The organism is Streptomyces sp. NPDC019531 (assembly GCF_044903305.1).
Lineage (GTDB): Bacteria > Actinomycetota > Actinomycetes > Streptomycetales > Streptomycetaceae > Streptomyces.
This window is the reverse complement of record NZ_JBJDQL010000010.1, coordinates 161,916-179,772: the sequence shown is the minus strand read 5'-3', so window position 1 is coordinate 179,772 and position 17,857 is coordinate 161,916. Positions and strand designations below refer to the sequence as shown.

At 71.8% G+C, this 17,857-nt stretch carries 12 protein-coding genes; 5 read left to right on the top strand and 7 right to left on the bottom strand.

What is annotated here, in order from left to right; genetic code table 11:
* The first annotated feature begins 31 nt into the window (after nt 1–31).
* Nucleotides 32–1,051, top strand: a complete 1,020-nt coding sequence (locus tag ACI2L1_RS15490; RefSeq protein WP_404739831.1) for a helix-turn-helix domain-containing protein — start codon at nt 32–34, stop codon at nt 1,049–1,051.
* Between the two features lie 166 nt (nt 1,052–1,217).
* Here the strand turns inward: ACI2L1_RS15490 and sucD are convergent, their stop codons facing one another.
* The 6 genes from sucD to ACI2L1_RS15460 all read right to left on the bottom strand — a co-directional run bounded on the left by sucD (nt 1,218) and on the right by ACI2L1_RS15460 (nt 10,857).
* Nucleotides 1,218–2,102 carry a succinate--CoA ligase subunit alpha gene (gene sucD, locus ACI2L1_RS15485; protein WP_404739830.1) on the bottom strand — a complete coding sequence of 295 codons (885 nt, stop codon included), beginning with the start codon at nt 2,100–2,102 and terminating at the stop codon, nt 1,218–1,220.
* Between the two features lie 21 nt (nt 2,103–2,123).
* Nucleotides 2,124–3,302, bottom strand: a complete 1,179-nt coding sequence (gene sucC, locus ACI2L1_RS15480) for an ADP-forming succinate--CoA ligase subunit beta (protein WP_404739829.1) — start codon at nt 3,300–3,302, stop codon at nt 2,124–2,126.
* A gap of 619 nt (nt 3,303–3,921) precedes the next feature.
* The gene (locus ACI2L1_RS15475; protein WP_404739828.1) at nt 3,922–4,905 is read right to left on the bottom strand and encodes a hypothetical protein; all 984 of its coding nucleotides are present in this window, start codon (nt 4,903–4,905) and stop codon (nt 3,922–3,924) included.
* A 213-nt stretch (nt 4,906–5,118) separates the two neighbouring features.
* Nucleotides 5,119–6,249, bottom strand: coding sequence for a VWA domain-containing protein (locus tag ACI2L1_RS15470; protein ID WP_404739869.1), 1,131 nt, complete (start codon nt 6,247–6,249; stop codon nt 5,119–5,121).
* 466 nt (nt 6,250–6,715) lie between these two features.
* The gene (locus ACI2L1_RS15465; RefSeq protein WP_404739868.1) at nt 6,716–9,190 is read right to left on the bottom strand and encodes a DUF5682 family protein; all 2,475 of its coding nucleotides are present in this window, start codon (nt 9,188–9,190) and stop codon (nt 6,716–6,718) included.
* A gap of 536 nt (nt 9,191–9,726) precedes the next feature.
* On the bottom strand, nt 9,727–10,857 hold the full coding sequence (locus ACI2L1_RS15460; RefSeq protein ID WP_404739827.1) for an AAA family ATPase: 1,131 nt from the start codon (nt 10,855–10,857) through the stop codon (nt 9,727–9,729).
* Nucleotides 10,858–11,002: 145 nt separating this feature from the next.
* Between ACI2L1_RS15460 and ACI2L1_RS15455 the strand changes: the two genes are divergently transcribed.
* On the top strand, nt 11,003–12,352 hold the full coding sequence (locus ACI2L1_RS15455) for an SWIM zinc finger family protein (protein WP_404739826.1): 1,350 nt from the start codon (nt 11,003–11,005) through the stop codon (nt 12,350–12,352).
* 41 nt (nt 12,353–12,393) lie between these two features.
* On the top strand, nt 12,394–14,004 hold the full coding sequence (locus ACI2L1_RS15450; protein WP_404739825.1) for a DUF5691 domain-containing protein: 1,611 nt from the start codon (nt 12,394–12,396) through the stop codon (nt 14,002–14,004).
* 205 nt (nt 14,005–14,209) lie between these two features.
* Here ACI2L1_RS15450 and ACI2L1_RS15445 read toward each other — a convergent pair whose 3' ends face one another.
* Nucleotides 14,210–14,626: a cobalamin B12-binding domain-containing protein gene (locus tag ACI2L1_RS15445; protein ID WP_404739824.1), complete on the bottom strand. Its 417-nt coding sequence runs from the start codon at nt 14,624–14,626 to the stop codon at nt 14,210–14,212.
* Between the two features lie 570 nt (nt 14,627–15,196).
* Between ACI2L1_RS15445 and ACI2L1_RS15440 the strand changes: the two genes are divergently transcribed.
* Both ACI2L1_RS15440 and ACI2L1_RS15435 read left to right on the top strand, forming a co-directional pair.
* Nucleotides 15,197–16,066: a lipase family alpha/beta hydrolase gene (locus tag ACI2L1_RS15440; protein ID WP_404739823.1), complete on the top strand. Its 870-nt coding sequence runs from the start codon at nt 15,197–15,199 to the stop codon at nt 16,064–16,066.
* A 270-nt stretch (nt 16,067–16,336) separates the two neighbouring features.
* A complete protein-coding gene (locus ACI2L1_RS15435; RefSeq protein WP_404739867.1) occupies nt 16,337–17,857 on the top strand; it encodes a M23 family metallopeptidase in 1,521 nt (506 codons plus the stop codon).

The window sequence follows — 17,857 nt, the reverse complement described above, 5'->3', positions numbered from 1 at the left end:
CTATGTACTTTTTTGTACGAAGGGGCGCCCTGTGACACAGAGTCCTGCGACCCCCCTTCCCTCCCCCGAGGAACGCCGACGCCTGCGCGAGGCAGGTGCGTTGACGCGGGATCAAGTGGCGGCGCGGGTGGGTGTGACCCCCGGCACGATCCGCGCGTGGGAGTCCGGCCGTACGACTCCGCGCGGCCGCAAGCGGGAGACGTACGCGAAACTGCTGGCCGAACTCCCGTCCGAACCGGAGGTCCCGGTCACCCCCCTGACACCCGCTCAGGCGTTCGACGCGCTGTACGCGTTCTGCTCCCCCGCCCTGGTCCGGCAGGCCTTTCTGCTCACCGGACGTCGTGAGCTCGCCCGCGAGTCGGTCGAACGGGCCTTCCAACTCGCCTGGCAGCGCTGGCCCGAGGTGGCGGTCGACCGGGACCCCGCGGGCTGGGTACGGGCCATGGCGTACGAGTACGCCCTCTCCCCCTGGCACCGCTTCCGCCCCCGCCACCGGAGCCCCGAGGCGCCCGTCACCGAACCGTCCCACCGCGCGCTGATGGCCGTACTCCTGGAACTCCCGCCGTCACAGCGGCGCACGCTGGTGCTGTACGACGGTGTCGGCCTCGGTCTTCCGGAGACGGCGGCGGAGACGGAGGCGAGCACGCCGACGACGGTCGGCCGACTGCTGCGGGCCCGCGAGGCGGTCGCCGTGCGTCTGCCGGAGCTGGCCGACTCCGCCGACCTGCACCGACGGCTGGCCGAGCTGGCATCCACGGAGGGGTTGCGCGCCGCGAAGCCACGCACGGTGCGGACGGAGGGTGAGCGCCGGGCCCGCTTCTGGACGCGGGCCGCCATCGCGTTCACGGTGGCGCTGATCGGCACGACGGCGCTGACCCTGCGGACGGCACCGACGCATTACGAGCCGCCGATCGCGCCGGGGGCGGAGGTGCAGGGGGTGCCGGCGCGGGTGGGGCAGGGTGCTTTGTCGGACGCGGAGGTGAAGCTGAGGGAGAAGTTGCGGGAGTCGATAGTGAGCGGTCCGGAGAGGCTCGTACCGGTTGGCCGTTGAGTGCGGGCCGGTGAGGGCTGGTCTTTCAAGGGCGCGGGGCTGTGTCGATCTGCGGCTCCGCCGCGGGGCGCGACCAGCCACGACGAACCCGCACCCGACCACGAACGCACCGATGGGCCCGCCCCAACCCAGGGAACGGGCCCATCAACGTTCAGCTAGATATTGCTCAACCGGCCAGGATCTCGCGCGCCAGCTTCGCCGTCTCGGTCGGCGTCTTGCCGACCTTGACGCCGGCGGCCTCAAGGGCCTCCTTCTTCGCGGCAGCCGTACCGGAGGAACCGGAGACGATGGCGCCGGCGTGGCCCATGGTCTTGCCCTCGGGCGCGGTGAAGCCCGCGACGTAACCGACGACCGGCTTCGTCACGTTCTTCTGGATGAAGGCCGCGGCCCGCTCCTCGGCGTCGCCACCGATCTCACCGATCATCACGATCAGGTCGGTGTCGGGGTCGGCCTCGAACGCGGCGAGCGCGTCGATGTGCGTGGTGCCGATGACCGGGTCGCCACCGATGCCGACGGCGGACGAGAAGCCGATGTCACGCAGCTCGTACATCATCTGGTACGTCAGCGTGCCGGACTTCGAGACCAGACCGATACGGCCCGGCTTGGTGATGTCGCCCGGGATGATGCCGGCGTTCGACTGGCCCGGCGTGATGAGGCCGGGACAGTTCGGGCCGATGATCCGGGTCTTGTTGCCCTGCGACACGGCGTACGCGTAGAACGCGGCCGAGTCGTGGACCGCGATGCCCTCGGTGATGACGACCGCGAGCGGGATCTCGGCGTCGATCGCCTCGACCACGGCGGCCTTGGCGAAGGCCGGCGGTACGAAGAGGACGGATACGTTCGCGCCCGTCTTCTCGATCGCCTCGGCGACCGTGCCGAAGACCGGGATCTCGTTGCCGTCGATGTCGACGGACGTGCCCGCCTTGCGGGGGTTCACTCCACCGACGATGTTGGTGCCGTCCGCCAGCATGAGCTTGGTGTGCTTCATGCCCGTGGCACCGGTCATGCCCTGGACGATGACCTTGCTGTCCTTGTTGAGGAAGATAGCCATGGCTGTGTCTGTCCCTCTTCCTTACTTCGCAGCCGCGAGCTCGGCGGCCTTGTCGGCCGCGCCGTCCATGGTGTCCACGCGCTGGACCAGCGGGTGGTTGGCGTCGGAGAGGATCTTGCGACCCAGCTCGGCGTTGTTGCCGTCGAGGCGGACGACGAGGGGCTTGGTGACTTCCTCGCCCTTGTCCGCGAGCAGCTGCAGCGCCTGGACGATGCCGTTGGCGACCTCGTCGCACGCGGTGATGCCGCCGAAGACGTTGACGAACACGGACTTGACGTCCGGGTCGCCGAGGATGATCTCCAGGCCGTTCGCCATGACGGCCGCGGAGGCGCCGCCGCCGATGTCGAGGAAGTTGGCGGGCTTGACGCCACCGTGCGCCTCACCGGCGTACGCGACGACGTCCAGGGTGCTCATGACGAGACCCGCGCCGTTGCCGATGATGCCGACCTCGCCGTCGAGCTTGACGTAGTTGAGGTTCTTCTCCTTGGCGGCGGCCTCCAGCGGGTTCGCGGAGTCCTTGTCCTGGAGGGCCTCGTGCTCCGGCTGACGGAACTCGGCGTTCTCGTCGAGGGAGACCTTGCCGTCGAGGGCGATGACGTCACCGGAGGCGACCTTGGCCAGCGGGTTGACCTCGACCAGGAGGGCGTCCTCCTCGATGAAGGTCTTCCACAGGGTGACCAGGACGTTCGCGACCTTGTCGGCGACCTCGGCCGGGAACTTCGCGGCCTCGACGATCTGGCGCGCGACCTCGGGGGTCACACCCACGTTGGCGTCGATCGGCGTCTTGGCGACGGCCTCGGGGCGGGTCTCCGCCACCTCCTCGATCTCCATGCCGCCCTCGACGGACGCGATGGAGAGGAAGGTGCGGTTGGCACGGTCCAGGAGGAAGGAGACGTAGTACTCCTCGACGATCTCCGGGGCCGTCTCGGCGATCATCACCTTGTGGACCGTGTGGCCCTTGATGTCCATGCCGAGGATGTTGGTCGCGTGCTCGACCGCCTCGTCGGCGGTGGCTGCGAGCTTCACGCCGCCGGCCTTGCCGCGACCGCCGACCTTCACCTGGGCCTTGACTACGGACTTGCCACCGAGACGCTCGGTGGCTGCGCGGGCCGCCTCAGGCGTGTCGATGACTTCACCGGCCAGCACCGGTACATCGTGCTTGGCGAAGAGGTCCCTCGCCTGGTACTCGAACAGGTCCACGCGCTTCCGTCCCTATCAGTGATCTCGCGGTTCGTTGTCTGCGTGGGCGTGCCGCGAGGGCAACGTGACGTCCGACCGTGTCTGTCACAAGGGAGGCGCACACGGTGACCGAGCGCGCGGCATGTCCGTCTCGCAGGTTATCGCTGCTTGCGGGAGGCCCCTAAATCGAGAGTCACACCTGAGCGGTGATACCTGTCACATGATGCCGCGCTCACTGGCACCCCGTGCCGGAGGTGAAGGGCCTCACCGGGATGGGGTTGTCCCGGTGAGGCCCCTTGAGCAGCCCCTGGGAGGGGCCCAGGGCGGTCGATCCCCACCCCAATGGGGACCTCTTCGCCCCGCCCGTGAGCTTCCGGCAGGACGGGCCGACGGCTTTCGGCCGTCCGGGGCCGTCGCCTCACGGAGTCGGTTGAGGGGGGCGGTCAGGCGCGGTAAGGGATGCCCTTGCGCGTGACCCGGGGTGACTGGAGCGGCGTCGCCGCCGACGCCGGACGTGATGCCGGACGTGATGGAGTGACGTCACTCGTGACACCGCACGCCAGGGTCGTGGCGCTGCCGACGACCGGCCGGACCGTGCGGGTCACGGTGTCGACGACGGGCTCGACGGCCCCCAGGCGCGCTAGCCGGGGAAGACGGGGATGTCCCGGTACCTGTCCCGGGTCCCGGCCGCGTGGATGCTCGCGGCGGCGCCGGGCACGAGCCGCAGCGGCGCCCGGTGGTGGGGGGTGATGGCGTGTGCGTCGCTGTGTCGCGACGAGCCGTTGTCCACGGCCGACCTGCCGCCCAGGGCGCCGCCCTGGTCGTCGGCGGGCGCCTGGTGCGCGGGCGCGTGGGCGGTGGAGGTGCCGCGCGGAGCGGAGGTGCCGCGCGGAGCGGAGGTGCGCGCGGCGGCCTCGGTCGCGGTGCCGTGACCGGCGAACCGCGGCCCGTACGGGGCACTGGCGCCCAGGGAGCCGTCGCCGTCGGCCGGATTCGTCGCCGCGTCACCGCCCGACTGGGGTTGCGGCGCCGGGGTGACCGGGGCGGGCAGTGTCTGGACCGGCGCGGGCAGTGTATGGACCGGGGCCGCGGGCAGGCCCGGCACCGTGGGAAGACCAGGCACCGTGGGCAACTCCGCCGACGGGGGTATCCCGATCGTCTCGGTCAGCCCCGTGGTCACCGTCTCGGCCAGATCACCGACCGGCTGCACGACACGGTCGCCCACGGTCCGTACGACGCCCTCGACCACCGGAAGCAGGACCTCGTCGCCGGCCGGGCGAGCGACTACGCCGGTGAGCGGGCCGCTGCTCCGGCCGTGCTCTACGGGAGCGCCGGAGCCGGGATGGGGGGCAACGGACTCGGCGGCAACGGGCTCAAGGACAGCAGGCAGCTCAGGGGCGACAGGTTCAGGGGCAACAAGCTTGCGGGCGCTGTCCTTTGCCGTGGCGGTGGTGGCCTTGCCCGGTAACGCCCCGAGACCGTCCGCCGCGTGCGCCTGCTCCCCGCAGAGGAACCCGAGCACGAACAACCCGCCCACCAACAGCCCCACCTGCAGCGCACGCCGCCCGACCGCCGTACGCAGCACACGCACAACGGCACCGGGAAAGGCTGCTGACCAGGTCAAGAGGGGACGGGTCCTTCCGCACGACGGAACCAAGCGAAACGGGATGGAGAAGGGGGGAAACGGAACGGAAGCGTGAAGACTGTGGAGACGTCGATCCTTGCACGGCGCGCCCGAGGTTGCGCAAGTCCCCTGTTACCGATGCGTAGTCATGTCCGTTTTGCTGATGGAGCCGCAGGTCGCCGGATCGACAAATCACCAAGGGGCGGCCCGGGTTCACGCCGTTTCCGGTATCGGAAGCGGCCGTTTCTCGATGGCCGCCGCCATCACCTCCGGGAACAGGTCGGGTGTGCAGGCGAAGGCCGGGGCGCCCAACGCGGCGAGCGCGGCGGCGTGTTCCCTGTCGTAGGCGGGCGCCCCCTCGTCCGACAGCGCGAGCAGCGTCACGAACTGCACTCCGGATGCCTTCATCGCCGCGACCCGCTTGAGCATCTCGTCGCGTATCCCGCCCTCGTAGAGGTCGCTGATCAGCACCACCACCGTCTCCCCGGGCCGGGTGATCTGCGACTGGCAGTACGCCAGCGCCCGGTTGATGTCCGTGCCGCCGCCGAGCTGGGTACCGAACAGCACGTCCACCGGGTCGTCGAGCTGGTCGGTGAGGTCGACGACCGCCGTGTCGAAGACGACGAGCCGTGTGTCGATCGACCTCATGGACGCCAGCACCGCCCCGAACACGGACGCGTAGACGACGGACGCAGCCATCGACCCCGACTGGTCGATGCAGAGAACGACCTCCTTCTTCACCGACCGGGAGGCCCGGCCGTATCCGATCAGCCGCTCCGGCACGATCGTCCGGTACTCGGGGAGGTAGTGCTTGAGGTTGGCCGAGATCGTACGGTTCCAGTCGATGTCGTGATGGCGCGGTCGGTTGACCCGGGCACTGCGGTCGAGGGCACCGGTGAGCGTGGCCCGTGTGCGGGTGGCGAGTCGCTTCTCCAGGTCCTCGACGACCTTGCGCACGACGGCCCGTGCCGTCTCCTTCGTCGTCTCCGGCATCGCCTTGTTGAGCGACAGCAGCGTGCCGACCAGGTGCACGTCGGCCTCGACCGCCTCCAGCATCTCCGGCTCAAGCAGCAGGGTGGACAGTCCGAGCCGGTCGATGGCGTCCCGCTGCATCACCTGGACGACGGAGGAGGGGAAGTACGTCCGGATGTCCCCCAACCACCGGGCAACGGACGGCGCAGACGCCCCGAGACCCGCCGAACGCTCCTTGCCCGCCTGCCCCTTCCCGTCCCCCCTGCCGTACAGCGCGGCCAACGCCCCGTCCATCCCCGCGTCCTGCCCGCTCAACGCACAGCCGGTCCCATCGGCCGACCCCCCACCGAGCACAAGCCGCCACCGCCGCATCCGCTCATCGGCCGGGGCGGGAGCGTCGGCGTCGGCGTCGGCGTCGGCGTCGGCGTCAGCGTCAGCCAAGGTGGGGATCGCGGGAGCGGTCGGGTCAGAGGTGAAGGCGTCGGCCTGGTCGGCAGCGAACGGGGGGATCGGCACCCGTGCCGGGGGCGTGGCCCCCCTTTCCACACCACCCTCCCTCAACTGTCCGTCGGCCGAATCGGCGGCCGGAGCAGCGACCGGAACCTGAGCCGGCCTCGTGGCCGGACCTGTCGTCTCCGGTGTCGTCAGTCCGTTCGGCTCGGTCGTCATCGCCAGGCCCCCGTCCGGAACCGGTCCCAGAGCGGGACCACGGCCACGGTCGTCAGCGAGCCGTGCTTCGCCCGAGCCCCGGCCCGGTGCCCGGGTGCGCCTCCATGCCCGCCACCGACGGAGCCCGCCGTACCGGACCCGTCTCCCGGTGTCCGCGGTGCCTCGGTCATCATCCCGCCACCCCCGCAAGGTCGTTGTCGTCGGCGTTCGCCAAGTCGTCGTCGTGGTCGTCGTCCAGGCCGAGCAGCAGTCGCACCACCGGCAGCACGGCGTCCGCCCGGTCGCCGTCGAGGTCGGCGCCGAAGCCCGGTGCCGCGGAACCGGCCCCCGCACCGTTCCCCCGCTGCCCCGAGCCGCGCCGGACCAGTTCGCCCAGGGTCCGGCGAACCCCCGGTTCGTACGCCGAGAATGTGCGCCGCAGCAGAGGCAGCACATCGGTGAACGCCTGCGCCGGCACCCCGGTCAGCCAGGCGTCGACCAGGCCGAGCAGCCGGTCATCGTGGACGAGGAGCATCCCGCCGCCGGATCCACCTCCGACGAACCCCTCGATCCACGCGGCCGCGTCCCCCGGCTCGGTCCCCGGCGACAGTACGAGCCCCATGAGCCGCGCCGCCTCGTCGTGAGCCAACTCCCCGTCGTCCAGCAGCAGCCGAACAGCCCGCCCCCTGATGACACCGGGCACGGTGTCCCGCCCGGAGAGCACCCTGAGCACCGTGAGCCAACGGCCCCGCAGGCCCCGGTGCGCCGGAGCCGGGCCGTCACCTCCACCGTCCGGTGCGGGTACGGCGGCGACAGCCGGAACGGCGCCCACCGGTACGGAAACGACCCCGTCCCCCGAGGTGTGTTGCTCCGGTGCCGTCACCTCACTCAGCAGCCCCACCGCTCCGTGCACCGCGTCCACATGGCGCCGCATCTCCTCCGCCGCCTCGGCGTCGAGGGCGGCGCAGGCCGGGGGCAGGCCGACGAAGACCCGTTCGGCGAGACCCGAGGCGACCTCCGCCAGGGCGCCGGTGCCGGTGCCGCGCACATCGCCGTAGCGCAGCGAGCGGACGAGGGCCGGGAGGGCCTGGGCGAGGTGCCCGACGTCCGCGTCGAGTGCCGCACGGTCGGCGAGGATCTGCATCACCGTGGGCAGGGCGTCCGGGAGTTCGGCGAGCAGACAGCGCTCGGCGAGGGCGGTGACGTCGGCGAGGCCCGACGCGGAGACGGCGTCCGCCTCCGCCCTGGCCGTCGCGGCGGCGAGCACGGTCGTGCCCCACACTCCCGCCTCGGCGACCCGCACCGACAACTCCGGCTCCCACCGCAGCCGCCACGTCTCCCGGAAGGTGCCCGTACTCCCCCGCGAAGCCGCCGGCTCCCCCCACGCCACGCCCAGCAGCCGCAGCCGGTGCAGCAGCCTGCTGCGCTCCGCGTCGTTCTCCTTGCGCAGGTCGAGCTCCAACTCCCGCTCCAGCGCCTCCGGCTTGAGCCGCAGCCGCCGCTGGAGCCGGTCGAGGTCACGCTGCAACGGCACCGCGGGCGCCGCCTGCGGCACCTCTCCCAGCATGTCCCCCACGACCAGCCGGTCCTGCACGAGCGCCAACGGCACGTCGGAGCCCTCGCACATCACGGCCCGCACGGCGTCGGTCGTCTCGCTCAAACCGGGCAGCGGTCGGCCGCGCATCGCCGCGAGTGTCTCGGCCAGCCGAACGGCCTCGATGACGTGGGCCGAGGACACTGTCCGGTCCTCCTCCCGCAACAGGCCCGCCACCTTGGTCAGCCACCGCTCGACCGGCCGGTCCTGCGTGCGGAACAGGTGCCCGTACCAGCCGGGCGAGTCGATACCGGCGCCGTAGCCGCTGTGCCGCGACAGCCTGCGATGCGTCCACGGCACCCACGTCATGTCGGCCTTGACCTTGGGCAACCCCTTCAGCAGGGCCTTGTCGGCGGCCACAGTGGTCCTGTGCCGCAGTGCGGGGACGTGCCAGGCCCCGCACACCACGGCCACGTCGTCCCCGAACTCGCGCTGCGCCGCCCGCACCTGGAGCCGCATGTACGCCTCCCGCACCAGGTCCCGGTCGTGTCCCCCGCTCCCGTAGGTCTCCCGCAGCACCTCCATCGCCTCCTCCAGCACGGTGAACGGCTCGAACACGTCCCCCGCCCCCGCTCCCCGGTGCTCTACGACGTCCTCCCACCACCGCTCGGGATCGTCGTAACCGGCGGCCTCGGCGAGCACCCCGAGCGGATCGACACGGACGGCCGCGCGGGTGACGTGGATGTTGTCCGAGTCGTCGGTGTCGTTCGCGTTCGGCGCTTCGGCGGTCGGCTCCTCCTCCGTGTCCCGACCCCAGGCAAGCGTGTGCGTGGCCGGCAGGTCGATGAAGCGGGCCGGGATGTGGTGCTCCAGCGCCCAGCGGATCGCCACCCACTCCGGAGAGAACTCGGCGAGCGGCCAGAACGCCGATCGTCCGGGCTCGTCCACGGCATGGGCGAGCAGCGCGACCGGCGGTCGCATGTCCTCGTCGGCGGCCAGTGGAATCAGCGCGTCGGCCTCGGGCGGTCCCTCGATCAGCACGACCCCGGGCCGGGCCACGTCCAGCGCCGCCCGCACGGACCGCGCCGACCCGGGCCCGTGATGCCGCACACCGAGCAACAGCGGTCCCAACCCACGCTCCCGACTGCCCCGGCTGCCGACACCGGCCGAACCGCCACTCCCGGAGTCACCGACGCCGACGACACCGCTGCCCCCAGGCGCGCCGACACCGGCCACACCCCCGCTCCCGGTCACAACGCCTCCCTCCGTTCCCCTACCGACTGACACCTGGGCGCGCCTCGCCCTGTCGCTCCCGGACGCGCCGCCCCGGGCCACGCCCCCGCTCGCCGGCCCGCCCGCGCCGGCCACTCCGTCGTTTCCGGACTCGCCGGAGTCGTTCACCTCTCCGCTCCCGACCTCACCGACGCCCGTCACGCCGTCGCCCTCCCCTCCGAGGCCACTTGGAGTCGTCCTCGCCGACCGTCCCGATCCCGTCCCGCTCAAGACCTGTCACGCCCGTCCCCCTTGATTCCGCTTGCTTCCCCGCCCCTCGGCGGCCCGCCCCGAGACCCCCGCGACCGCCCCGAAACCCCACGCACCCGCGAACGACGAACCACCGCCCGCCCCTTGACTCCCGCCACTCCGACGCCCCCACCCCAGGTCTTCGTTCACGCACTCACCTCACGGCAGGCCCGGTAGAAGTCCTTCCAGCCGTCCCGCTCGCGGACGACCGCCTCCAGGTACTCCTGCCAGATCACTCGGTCGGCCGCCGGATCACGGACGACCGCGCCGAGGATGCCCGCGGCGACATCACCGGCCCGCAAAACGCCGTCGCCGAAGTGGGAGGCGAGGGCGAGCCCGCCCGTGACGACGGAGATCGCCTCGGCCGTCGACAAGGTGCCGCTGGGCGACTTCAGCTTCGTACGGCCGTCGGAGGTCACCCCGTCGCGCAGTTCACGGAAGACCGTCACGACACGGCGGATCTCCGCGACGCCGTCGGGCGCGGCCGGCAGATCGAGGGAGCGGCCGATCTGGTCGACGCGGCGCGAGACGATGTCGACCTCGGCCTCGACGCTCTCCGGCAGCGGCAGCACGACCGTGTTGAAGCGGCGGCGCAGGGCGCTGGAGAGGTCGTTGACCCCGCGGTCGCGGTCGTTGGCCGTGGCGATGACGTTGAAGCCGCGGACCGCCTGCACTTCCTGCCCCAACTCCGGTATGGGCAGCGTCTTCTCGGACAGGATCGTGATCAGCGAGTCCTGCACGTCGGCCGGGATCCGCGTCAGCTCCTCCACCCGGGCCGTCATCCCCTCTGCCATGGCCCGCATCACCGGGCTGGGCACGAGGGCGTCGCGGCTCGGGCCGTTCGCCAGCAGTTGCGCGTAGTTCCAGCCGTACCGGATCGCCTCCTCCGGCGTGCCCGCCGTGCCCTGCACGAGCAGCGTCGAGTCGCCGCTGACCGCCGCGGCCAGATGCTCGGACACCCAGGTCTTCGCGGTGCCGGGCACACCCAGCAGAAGCAGGGCGCGATCGGTGGCGAGAGTGGTGACGGCGACCTCGACGAGGCGGCGCGGGCCCACGTACTTCGGGGTGATCACCGTGCCGTCCGGCAGGGTGCCGCCGAGCAGGTAGGTCGCCACCGCCCACGGCGACAGCTTCCAGCGGGCCGGGCGCGGGCGGTCGTCCTGCGCGGCCAGCGCGGCGAGTTCACCGGCGAAGGCGTCTTCGGCATGCGGCCGCAACGCCTCGGCGGACTCCCCCTGCTTCGGTTCCACGGTCGTCGGTTCAACAGACACAGACATGGCTGAGGCCCCCTCCAGCTCGGCCGGTTCGAATCTGTCACCAACCGTGCACCACGCCACTGACAATGCGATCCGACCTGCGGAAACGCGCTCACGGCCGACGACTCGGGGCCGATTGTCAGTGGGAGGATCTACCTTCGATGGCATGACTCAGCAGGGGGTGCGCTGGACGGCGGATCAGGTGCTGGCACTGGCTCCTGACGCCGCCTCACGCAAGGCGGGAAGCAGACTCGGCGCGGCCGGGCCGTGGTCCGAGGCGGGCAGTTCCGAGGAGGGGACGCTGTGGGGGCTGTGCAAGGGCAGTGGCAGCAAGCCGTATCAGACGGTCATCGACATCGCGGACGCCGCGGGGCCCGCGTACAAGTGCAGTTGCCCGAGCCGCAAGTTCCCGTGCAAGCACGCCCTCGGGCTGCTGCTGCTCTGGGCGGGCGGGGAGGGTGCGGTGGCGGCGGGTTCGGCACCGGACTGGGCCGAGCAGTGGATAGCGGGGAGAAGGCAGCGCGCGCAGGAAAAGCGGACCACGGGTGTTGCCGCCGCCGGGTCCGGTGATCCGGAGGCGGCGCGGCGCAGGGCGGAGCGCCGGGCCGTGCGGATCACGGCGGGGGCCACGGAGCTGGAGCAGCGGCTGGCGGACCTGTTGCGCGGCGGTCTCGCCGGGGCGGAGCAGGCGGGGTACGGCATGTGGGAGGAGACGGCGGCCCGCATGGTCGACGCCCAGGCACCGGGACTCGCCGCCCGCGTGCGGGAGTTGGGGTCGATTCCGTCGTCCGGTCCTGGCTGGCCGGTGCGGCTCCTTGAGGAGTGTGCCCTCATCCACCTTCTCGACCAGGGCTGGCTGCGCCGCGAGCGACTGCCGGGCGGCCTGGCGTCGACGGTCCGTTCGCGGATCGGCCTGCCCGCCTCGGCCGACGGACCGCCGGTGCGGGACCGCTGGCTGGTCCTCGCCCAGTACGACACGGCGGACTCCCGTCTGACGACCCGACGGATCTGGCTGCACGGCGTCGACTCGGGCCGTTCGGCTCTCCTCCTCTCCTACGGCGCCGCCGGCCGCGCCCCCGAACTGGCGCTGCCGGTGGGGCTGGAGCTGGAGGCGGAGGTGTCCGCGTATCCCGGCACCGGGCAGCTGCGAGCGGCCCTCGGCGAGCAGTTCGCACCGCCCGCTCCCTCGACGGCACAGCCGCCCGGGGTGACGACTGATCAGGCGGCAGCCCGCTACGGCGAGGCGCTGCGGGACGACCCGTGGCTGGACTCCGTCCCGGTGACGCTGGACCGGGTGATACCGACACCGGACGCGGAGTCCTGGCAACTCGCGGATGCCGACGGTGGCTCGGCTCTGCCGCTCACGGCCGCCGTCGGCTCCCGTCCCGGCCTGTGGCGTCTGGTCGCGCTCTCGGGCGGCGCCCCGGTCAAGGTCTTCGGCGAGTGCGGCCACCGCGGCTTCACCCCGCTGACGGCCTGGCCAGAGGGTGCTGGCGAGGCGGTGCGGCTGTGCTGAACGGAACGGCTCAAGCACCCGACCGGACGGAAAGGAACCGTATGGACAAGCTCTCCGCTCCCGCGCCGGACGCCTGGGAGGAGCTCGTCACCTCGGCCCTGCTCGGCACCGCGCGCCGGACCCCGCCCGGGTTGGCGTCCGGTCCCGAGGCTCCGGTGGCGTTGCTGGACGCGGCGGCCGTGGCGACCGTACGACGGCGGGCCGGGCTACGGCCGGCGCGCGCGGCGGAGCGGCCGCGGCCGGCAGCCGAGGACGCGCGCCCTCCGCTGCCCGCGGCGGCGGCCCGGCGGCTCTCGATGCTGCTCGCCGACCGGCCCGGCTCCGGCACCGGCGGTCGCAGGGGCACGGCGCCGGACCTGATGGAGCTGCTGCCGCAGTGGCTCTCGACGGCGAACGCCAGCGGTTACGCGCCGCCCCCGCACCTGCTGCCCGCGCTGCTGGACGCGGCCCGGGGGCGTACGGACCTGCGGCCGGCGGCGCTGGCGTTCGCGGGACCGCGTGCCACCTGGCTCGCCCGGCTCAACCCGGACTGGCGGTTCGCCCTGCGCGCGACACCCGGCGGTGGTACCGCGCTGCCGCCGCCCGAGGACACCGCTGGGGTCCAACGGCTCTGGGAGGAGGGCTTGTTCGCGGAGCGGGTCGCGCTTCTCGCGGCGATACGGGCCCGGGACGCCGGCGCCGCACGCGAGCTGCTCGCGACGACGTGGGCGACCGAGCGGGCCGAGGACCGGCTGATGTTCCTCGACTCGCTGCGAACACGTCTGGGGGCGGACGACGAGCCGTTCCTGGAGCAGGCGCTGGCCGACCGGAGCCGCAACGTGCGGGCCACGGCCGCGGAGTTGTTGTCGGCGCTGCCGGATTCGGCGTTGGCGGCGCGGATGGCGGTCAGGGCCGGGGCGTGCGTGGCCGTCGACCACACGCAGGACACGGCGACGATCGTCGTGGAGGCACCGCACGAGTGCGACCCGGGCATGGAGCGCGACGGCGTCGTGCCCAAGCCGCCCTCGGGGAGGGGGGAACGGTCGTGGTGGTTCGGGCAGTTGGTGGAGGCGGCGCCGCTGGGGGTGTGGCCGGGGCGACTCGGCGGGCGGACACCCGAGGAGATCGTGGCGTTGCCGGTGGCGGACGAGTGGCGCAACGAGTTGCATGCGGCCTGGTGCCGGGCCGCCGTGCGGCAGCGCGACGCCGCCTGGGCGCGGGCGTTGCTCGGCACGCCCGCGGCGCCGGAGGCCGGGGGACCGGGGGCGGTGTCACTGGCCGAGCGGGCGAAGCTGCTGAGCACCTTGGGTTCGGCCGAACGGGCCGAGTGGGTGGCGGGGTTCATCGCGACGCACGGGTTGTCCGAGGCGTTCCAGCTGCTCGGGGTGTGCGCGGTGCCGTGGGCCGCGCCGTTGGGGCGGGCGGTGGTCGATGCGCTCGAAATCGCGCGGGACGCGGGGAGTTATCCGTGGAGTTTCAGTGGGGTGATGGGGCTGGCGGAGCGGTGTCTCGATCCGTCCGAAGCCGGGCGGATGGAGGCGCTGATGGCGGTGCCGGACGAAGGGGAGGACGCGAGTCCTGGTGCGGGCGGTTACTGGGCGGAGGCGTTCCAGCGGCTGGTGACGACCTTGCGGTTGCGGGCGGCGATGGCGGAGGAGCTGGGGGGCGTGTAGGAGGGTTCCCGCGTCGTGCCGTCCGGTGGGTGCAGGCCGGTGGGGGCTGGTCGCGCAGTTCGCCGCGCCCCTCAGGTCGGTGCAGTCCCGCCGACCTGGCTGGAACCCACCTAGGGGCGCAGGGAACTGCGCGACCAGCCATGACGACCCCGCACTCGCAAGCGGACCTCTCACATCCCCGTCGGCTGCCGCGCAATCGCCCCTCTCACATCCCCGTCGGCTGCCGCACAGTCGCCCGCACCCAGTCCACGATCGACTGAGTCGTCGCCCCCGGCGTGAAGATCTCCGCGACACCCTTCTCCTTCAGGAGCGGAATGTCGGCCTCGGGGATGATCCCCCCGCCGAACACCAGGATGTCCTCGGCATCCCGCTCCCTCAGCAAATCGATCACCGCCGCGAACAGCGTGTTGTGGGCACCCGAGAGGATGGAGAGGCCGATCGCGTCGGCGTCCTCCTGGATCGCGGTGTCGACGATCTGCTCGGGGGTCTGGTGGAGGCCGGTGTAGATGACCTCCATGCCCGCGTCGCGCAGCGCCCTCGCGATCACCTTGGCTCCGCGATCATGGCCGTCGAGCCCTGGCTTGGCCACCACCACGCGGATCGGACCGGCTCCCACACCCATCACTGCCTCCATGAAGCGACTGCGTGCATTCCTACCGACTGGTACCACACAGGGCGGGAATGTGAACGAACGTTATCGCCACCTTCCCGCAACCGGCAGTTTCACGGTGCATGCGGAGGGGGAAATCACAAGGTGGGACACGTTTCGGGAGCCGCAACGAGGTTGCCGCACCGCCGCGGCGCAAACCGCGCGTCACGGCGGTGCGGCGCACCGGCGACGGCACGAAGGGCACGTAGGACAGGTAAGGCACGACAGCGGGGAACCTCGTCGCCACACGGACAGGGTGACTCATCACGTCAACGGCGCACCACCAGCACCATCCGCACCACCTGCACTATCGGCACTGTCGGCCCAGCCGGCACCGTCAGCACAGCCCGCACCGCCCGCACCACCGGTTCCGTCAGCTCCGCCGGATCACCCGGTGGCTCCGGAGCCCCGCGCCGCTCGCCCCACCCATCCCCCGCGCGCCACTCGCGCCGCGTCGATGTCGACCACGACCTTCGCCGCGACTTCCCATAAGCGCACACGGGGGACGGAGCCGTCCTCCCGTGTGCCGACAGGAGGTCGGCCATGAAGGTCACCAAGGCGGCGCTGCCGTTTCTCCCGCTCTGCCAGCGTCTGCTCCCCGGCAGGCTGGCGGGACTCTCCCTGGCCCTCCTGAAGGCGACCGCCCTGGAGCTCGCGATCCTCGCGGGGCATCTCCTCCTCTACCCCGTCGGCATCACCCAGGAGCGCCGCTCCCCCCTGCCCGCGCTCCCCGCACCGGAGGACGGCGCCGCGCAGCTCCCGACGGAGGCCAAGCCGCCGGTCGTGCTGCTGCACGGCTTCATCGACAACCGCTCGGTCTTCGTGCTCCTGCGCCGCAGCCTCGCCCAGCACGGCAGGCAGCAGGTCGAGTCGCTCAACTACTCCCCGCTGACCTGCGACATCCGCGCCGCGGCGGAGCTGCTCGGCCGGCACATAGAGGAGATCTGCGAGCGCACGGGCAGCAGGCAGGTCGACATCGTCGGGCACAGCCTCGGTGGCCTGATCGCGCGTTACTACGTCCAGCGCCTCGGCGGTGACCACCGGGTCCGGACGCTGGTGACGCTCGGCACCCCGCACTCCGGCACCCGGGTGATGGCGCTGGCGAACGCACACCCGATCGTGCGGCAGATGCGCCCCGGCTCGGAACTGCTCCAGGAGCTCACCCAGCCGGCCCCGGGCTGCCGTACACACTTCGTCAGCTTCTGGAGCGACCTCGACCACCTGATGGACCCGCTGGAGACCGCCTGCATCAACCACGAGGATCTGCTGGCGCAGAACGTCCGGGTGAGCGGGATCGGGCATCTCGCCCTCCCCGTGCACCCCGCCGTCGCGGCAGGGATACGGCAGGCGCTCGACACCGCGTGGACCGGAGAGGAGCGGAGCGGCCGCGCAGGTGGACTGACCGTGGCGTAACGGTTCGTATCGACCATCGGACACAGGACGTCAACAGCCCGTTGACAGTCACCGACTCCCGGCCCGATATCGAACAATCTTCGAACGCAAAGCCAAAGTCACGCCCGCCGTCCCCCGAAACACGGGCGAATGCCCGTTTCCTGCGCGCCCGAAACCAGTTGAAGATTGTCGCGCCCGCATACCGCCGGGTACAGTCGCCGCACTGCTCTGGCAGCCCCTGTTGTCGAGGCGAAAGAGAAGTTGGTGAACGACCGTCACCCGTCGGGGACCATGACCACCCCGGCTCCGGCTTCCGACGCCGAATCGTCGCACTATGCGTCGTACGGCACCCAGGAGGCCCAATACGGCGACTTCACCACGTGCGGCGCCTACGACGCCACTGGTTTCGACGCCACGGGCACCATTGGCGCACACGCCACCGGCAGCTTCGACACGGACCCGCTGTTCGGCAACATGCCGGACGACAGCACCGGTTCGTACGACGCCTCGACCTGGACCACCGGCGGGCACCAGACCCTGAACTACGACATGTACGCGGCCCAGCACCACGCCGCCTACGACACCGGCGCGTACGACGCCACCCAGTGGGGCGCCGACCACCAGCAGCTCGCCGCGATCCCCTCGCAGGCGAACCACACCGACACCAGCGGCCACTGGGACGCGAACGCGTGGGTCCAGCCCGACCAGCCCGCGGGCCCGGCCGACCAGACCCAGCACTGGGAATGGGGCACACAGGCCTTCGACACCGGCGCGTACGACGCCACACAGTGGAACTCCGACGGTACGGCGGCCGACCCGCAGCAGACGGCCACCTTCGAGGAGACCGGGCACGACGAGACCCACACGTACGACGAGACCCACGCGTACGACGAGGCGAACCCATACGGCAACGTCTACGCCGAACACACCGCGCACGACGGCGAGTCGACGGCCACCGGTGAGATGCACGCCGTTCACGACGCGGACGCCCCTCTCCTCGACGACCAGGAAGAGCCCGCCCCGGCTCCGGCCGCCGTTCCCGCCCCCGGGTCACGCGTGGCCGCGCGCAACGCCGGCCGCTCCCGTCGCCGTATGCCCGCGAAGCGCTCCGCCCTGCTGACGATCGCGGTTCCCTCGGCGTGTGTCATGGGCGTCGCGGGGGTGGCCGTAGCGTCGGTCGGCACGCTGACCGGTGACAACAAGGACACCTCGGCGACCGCCGCGGACACGACCGCCCTCAAGCCGTCCGCCGCGAACAACAAGCTGGACACCCAGCTGGAGAGCCTCTCGGCCGGCGCCGACGACTTCGCCGACCGGGCCAGCCGTACGCAGGAACGTATCGACCTCAAGGCCCAGCAGGTGGCCGAGAAGAAGAAGGCGGCGGAGGAGGCGGCCCGCAAGGAGCGGCTGCGCCCGAAGTTCGCGCTTCCGGTCGCGCAGCACGGTCTCAGCGCCTACTACGGCCAGTCCGGCATCAACTGGATGTCCGTCCACACCGGCATCGACTTCCCGGTGTCGTACGGCACGACCGTGATGGCCGCGACCGATGGCACCGTCCGGACTCAGTGGAACAGCGCCTACGGCAACATGTTGGTCGTGACGGCGAAGGACGGCACGGAGACGTGGTACTGCCACCTCTCCAGCTATCGCGTCGCCTCCGGTACGACGGTCAAGGCCGGCGACCCGGTCGCGTACTCCGGCAACTCCGGCAACTCGACCGGCCCCCACCTGCACTTCGAGGTGCACCCGGCGGGCGGTTCGGCCATAGACCCGCTGCCGTGGCTGCGCAGCCACGGGCTGGACCCGACGTAA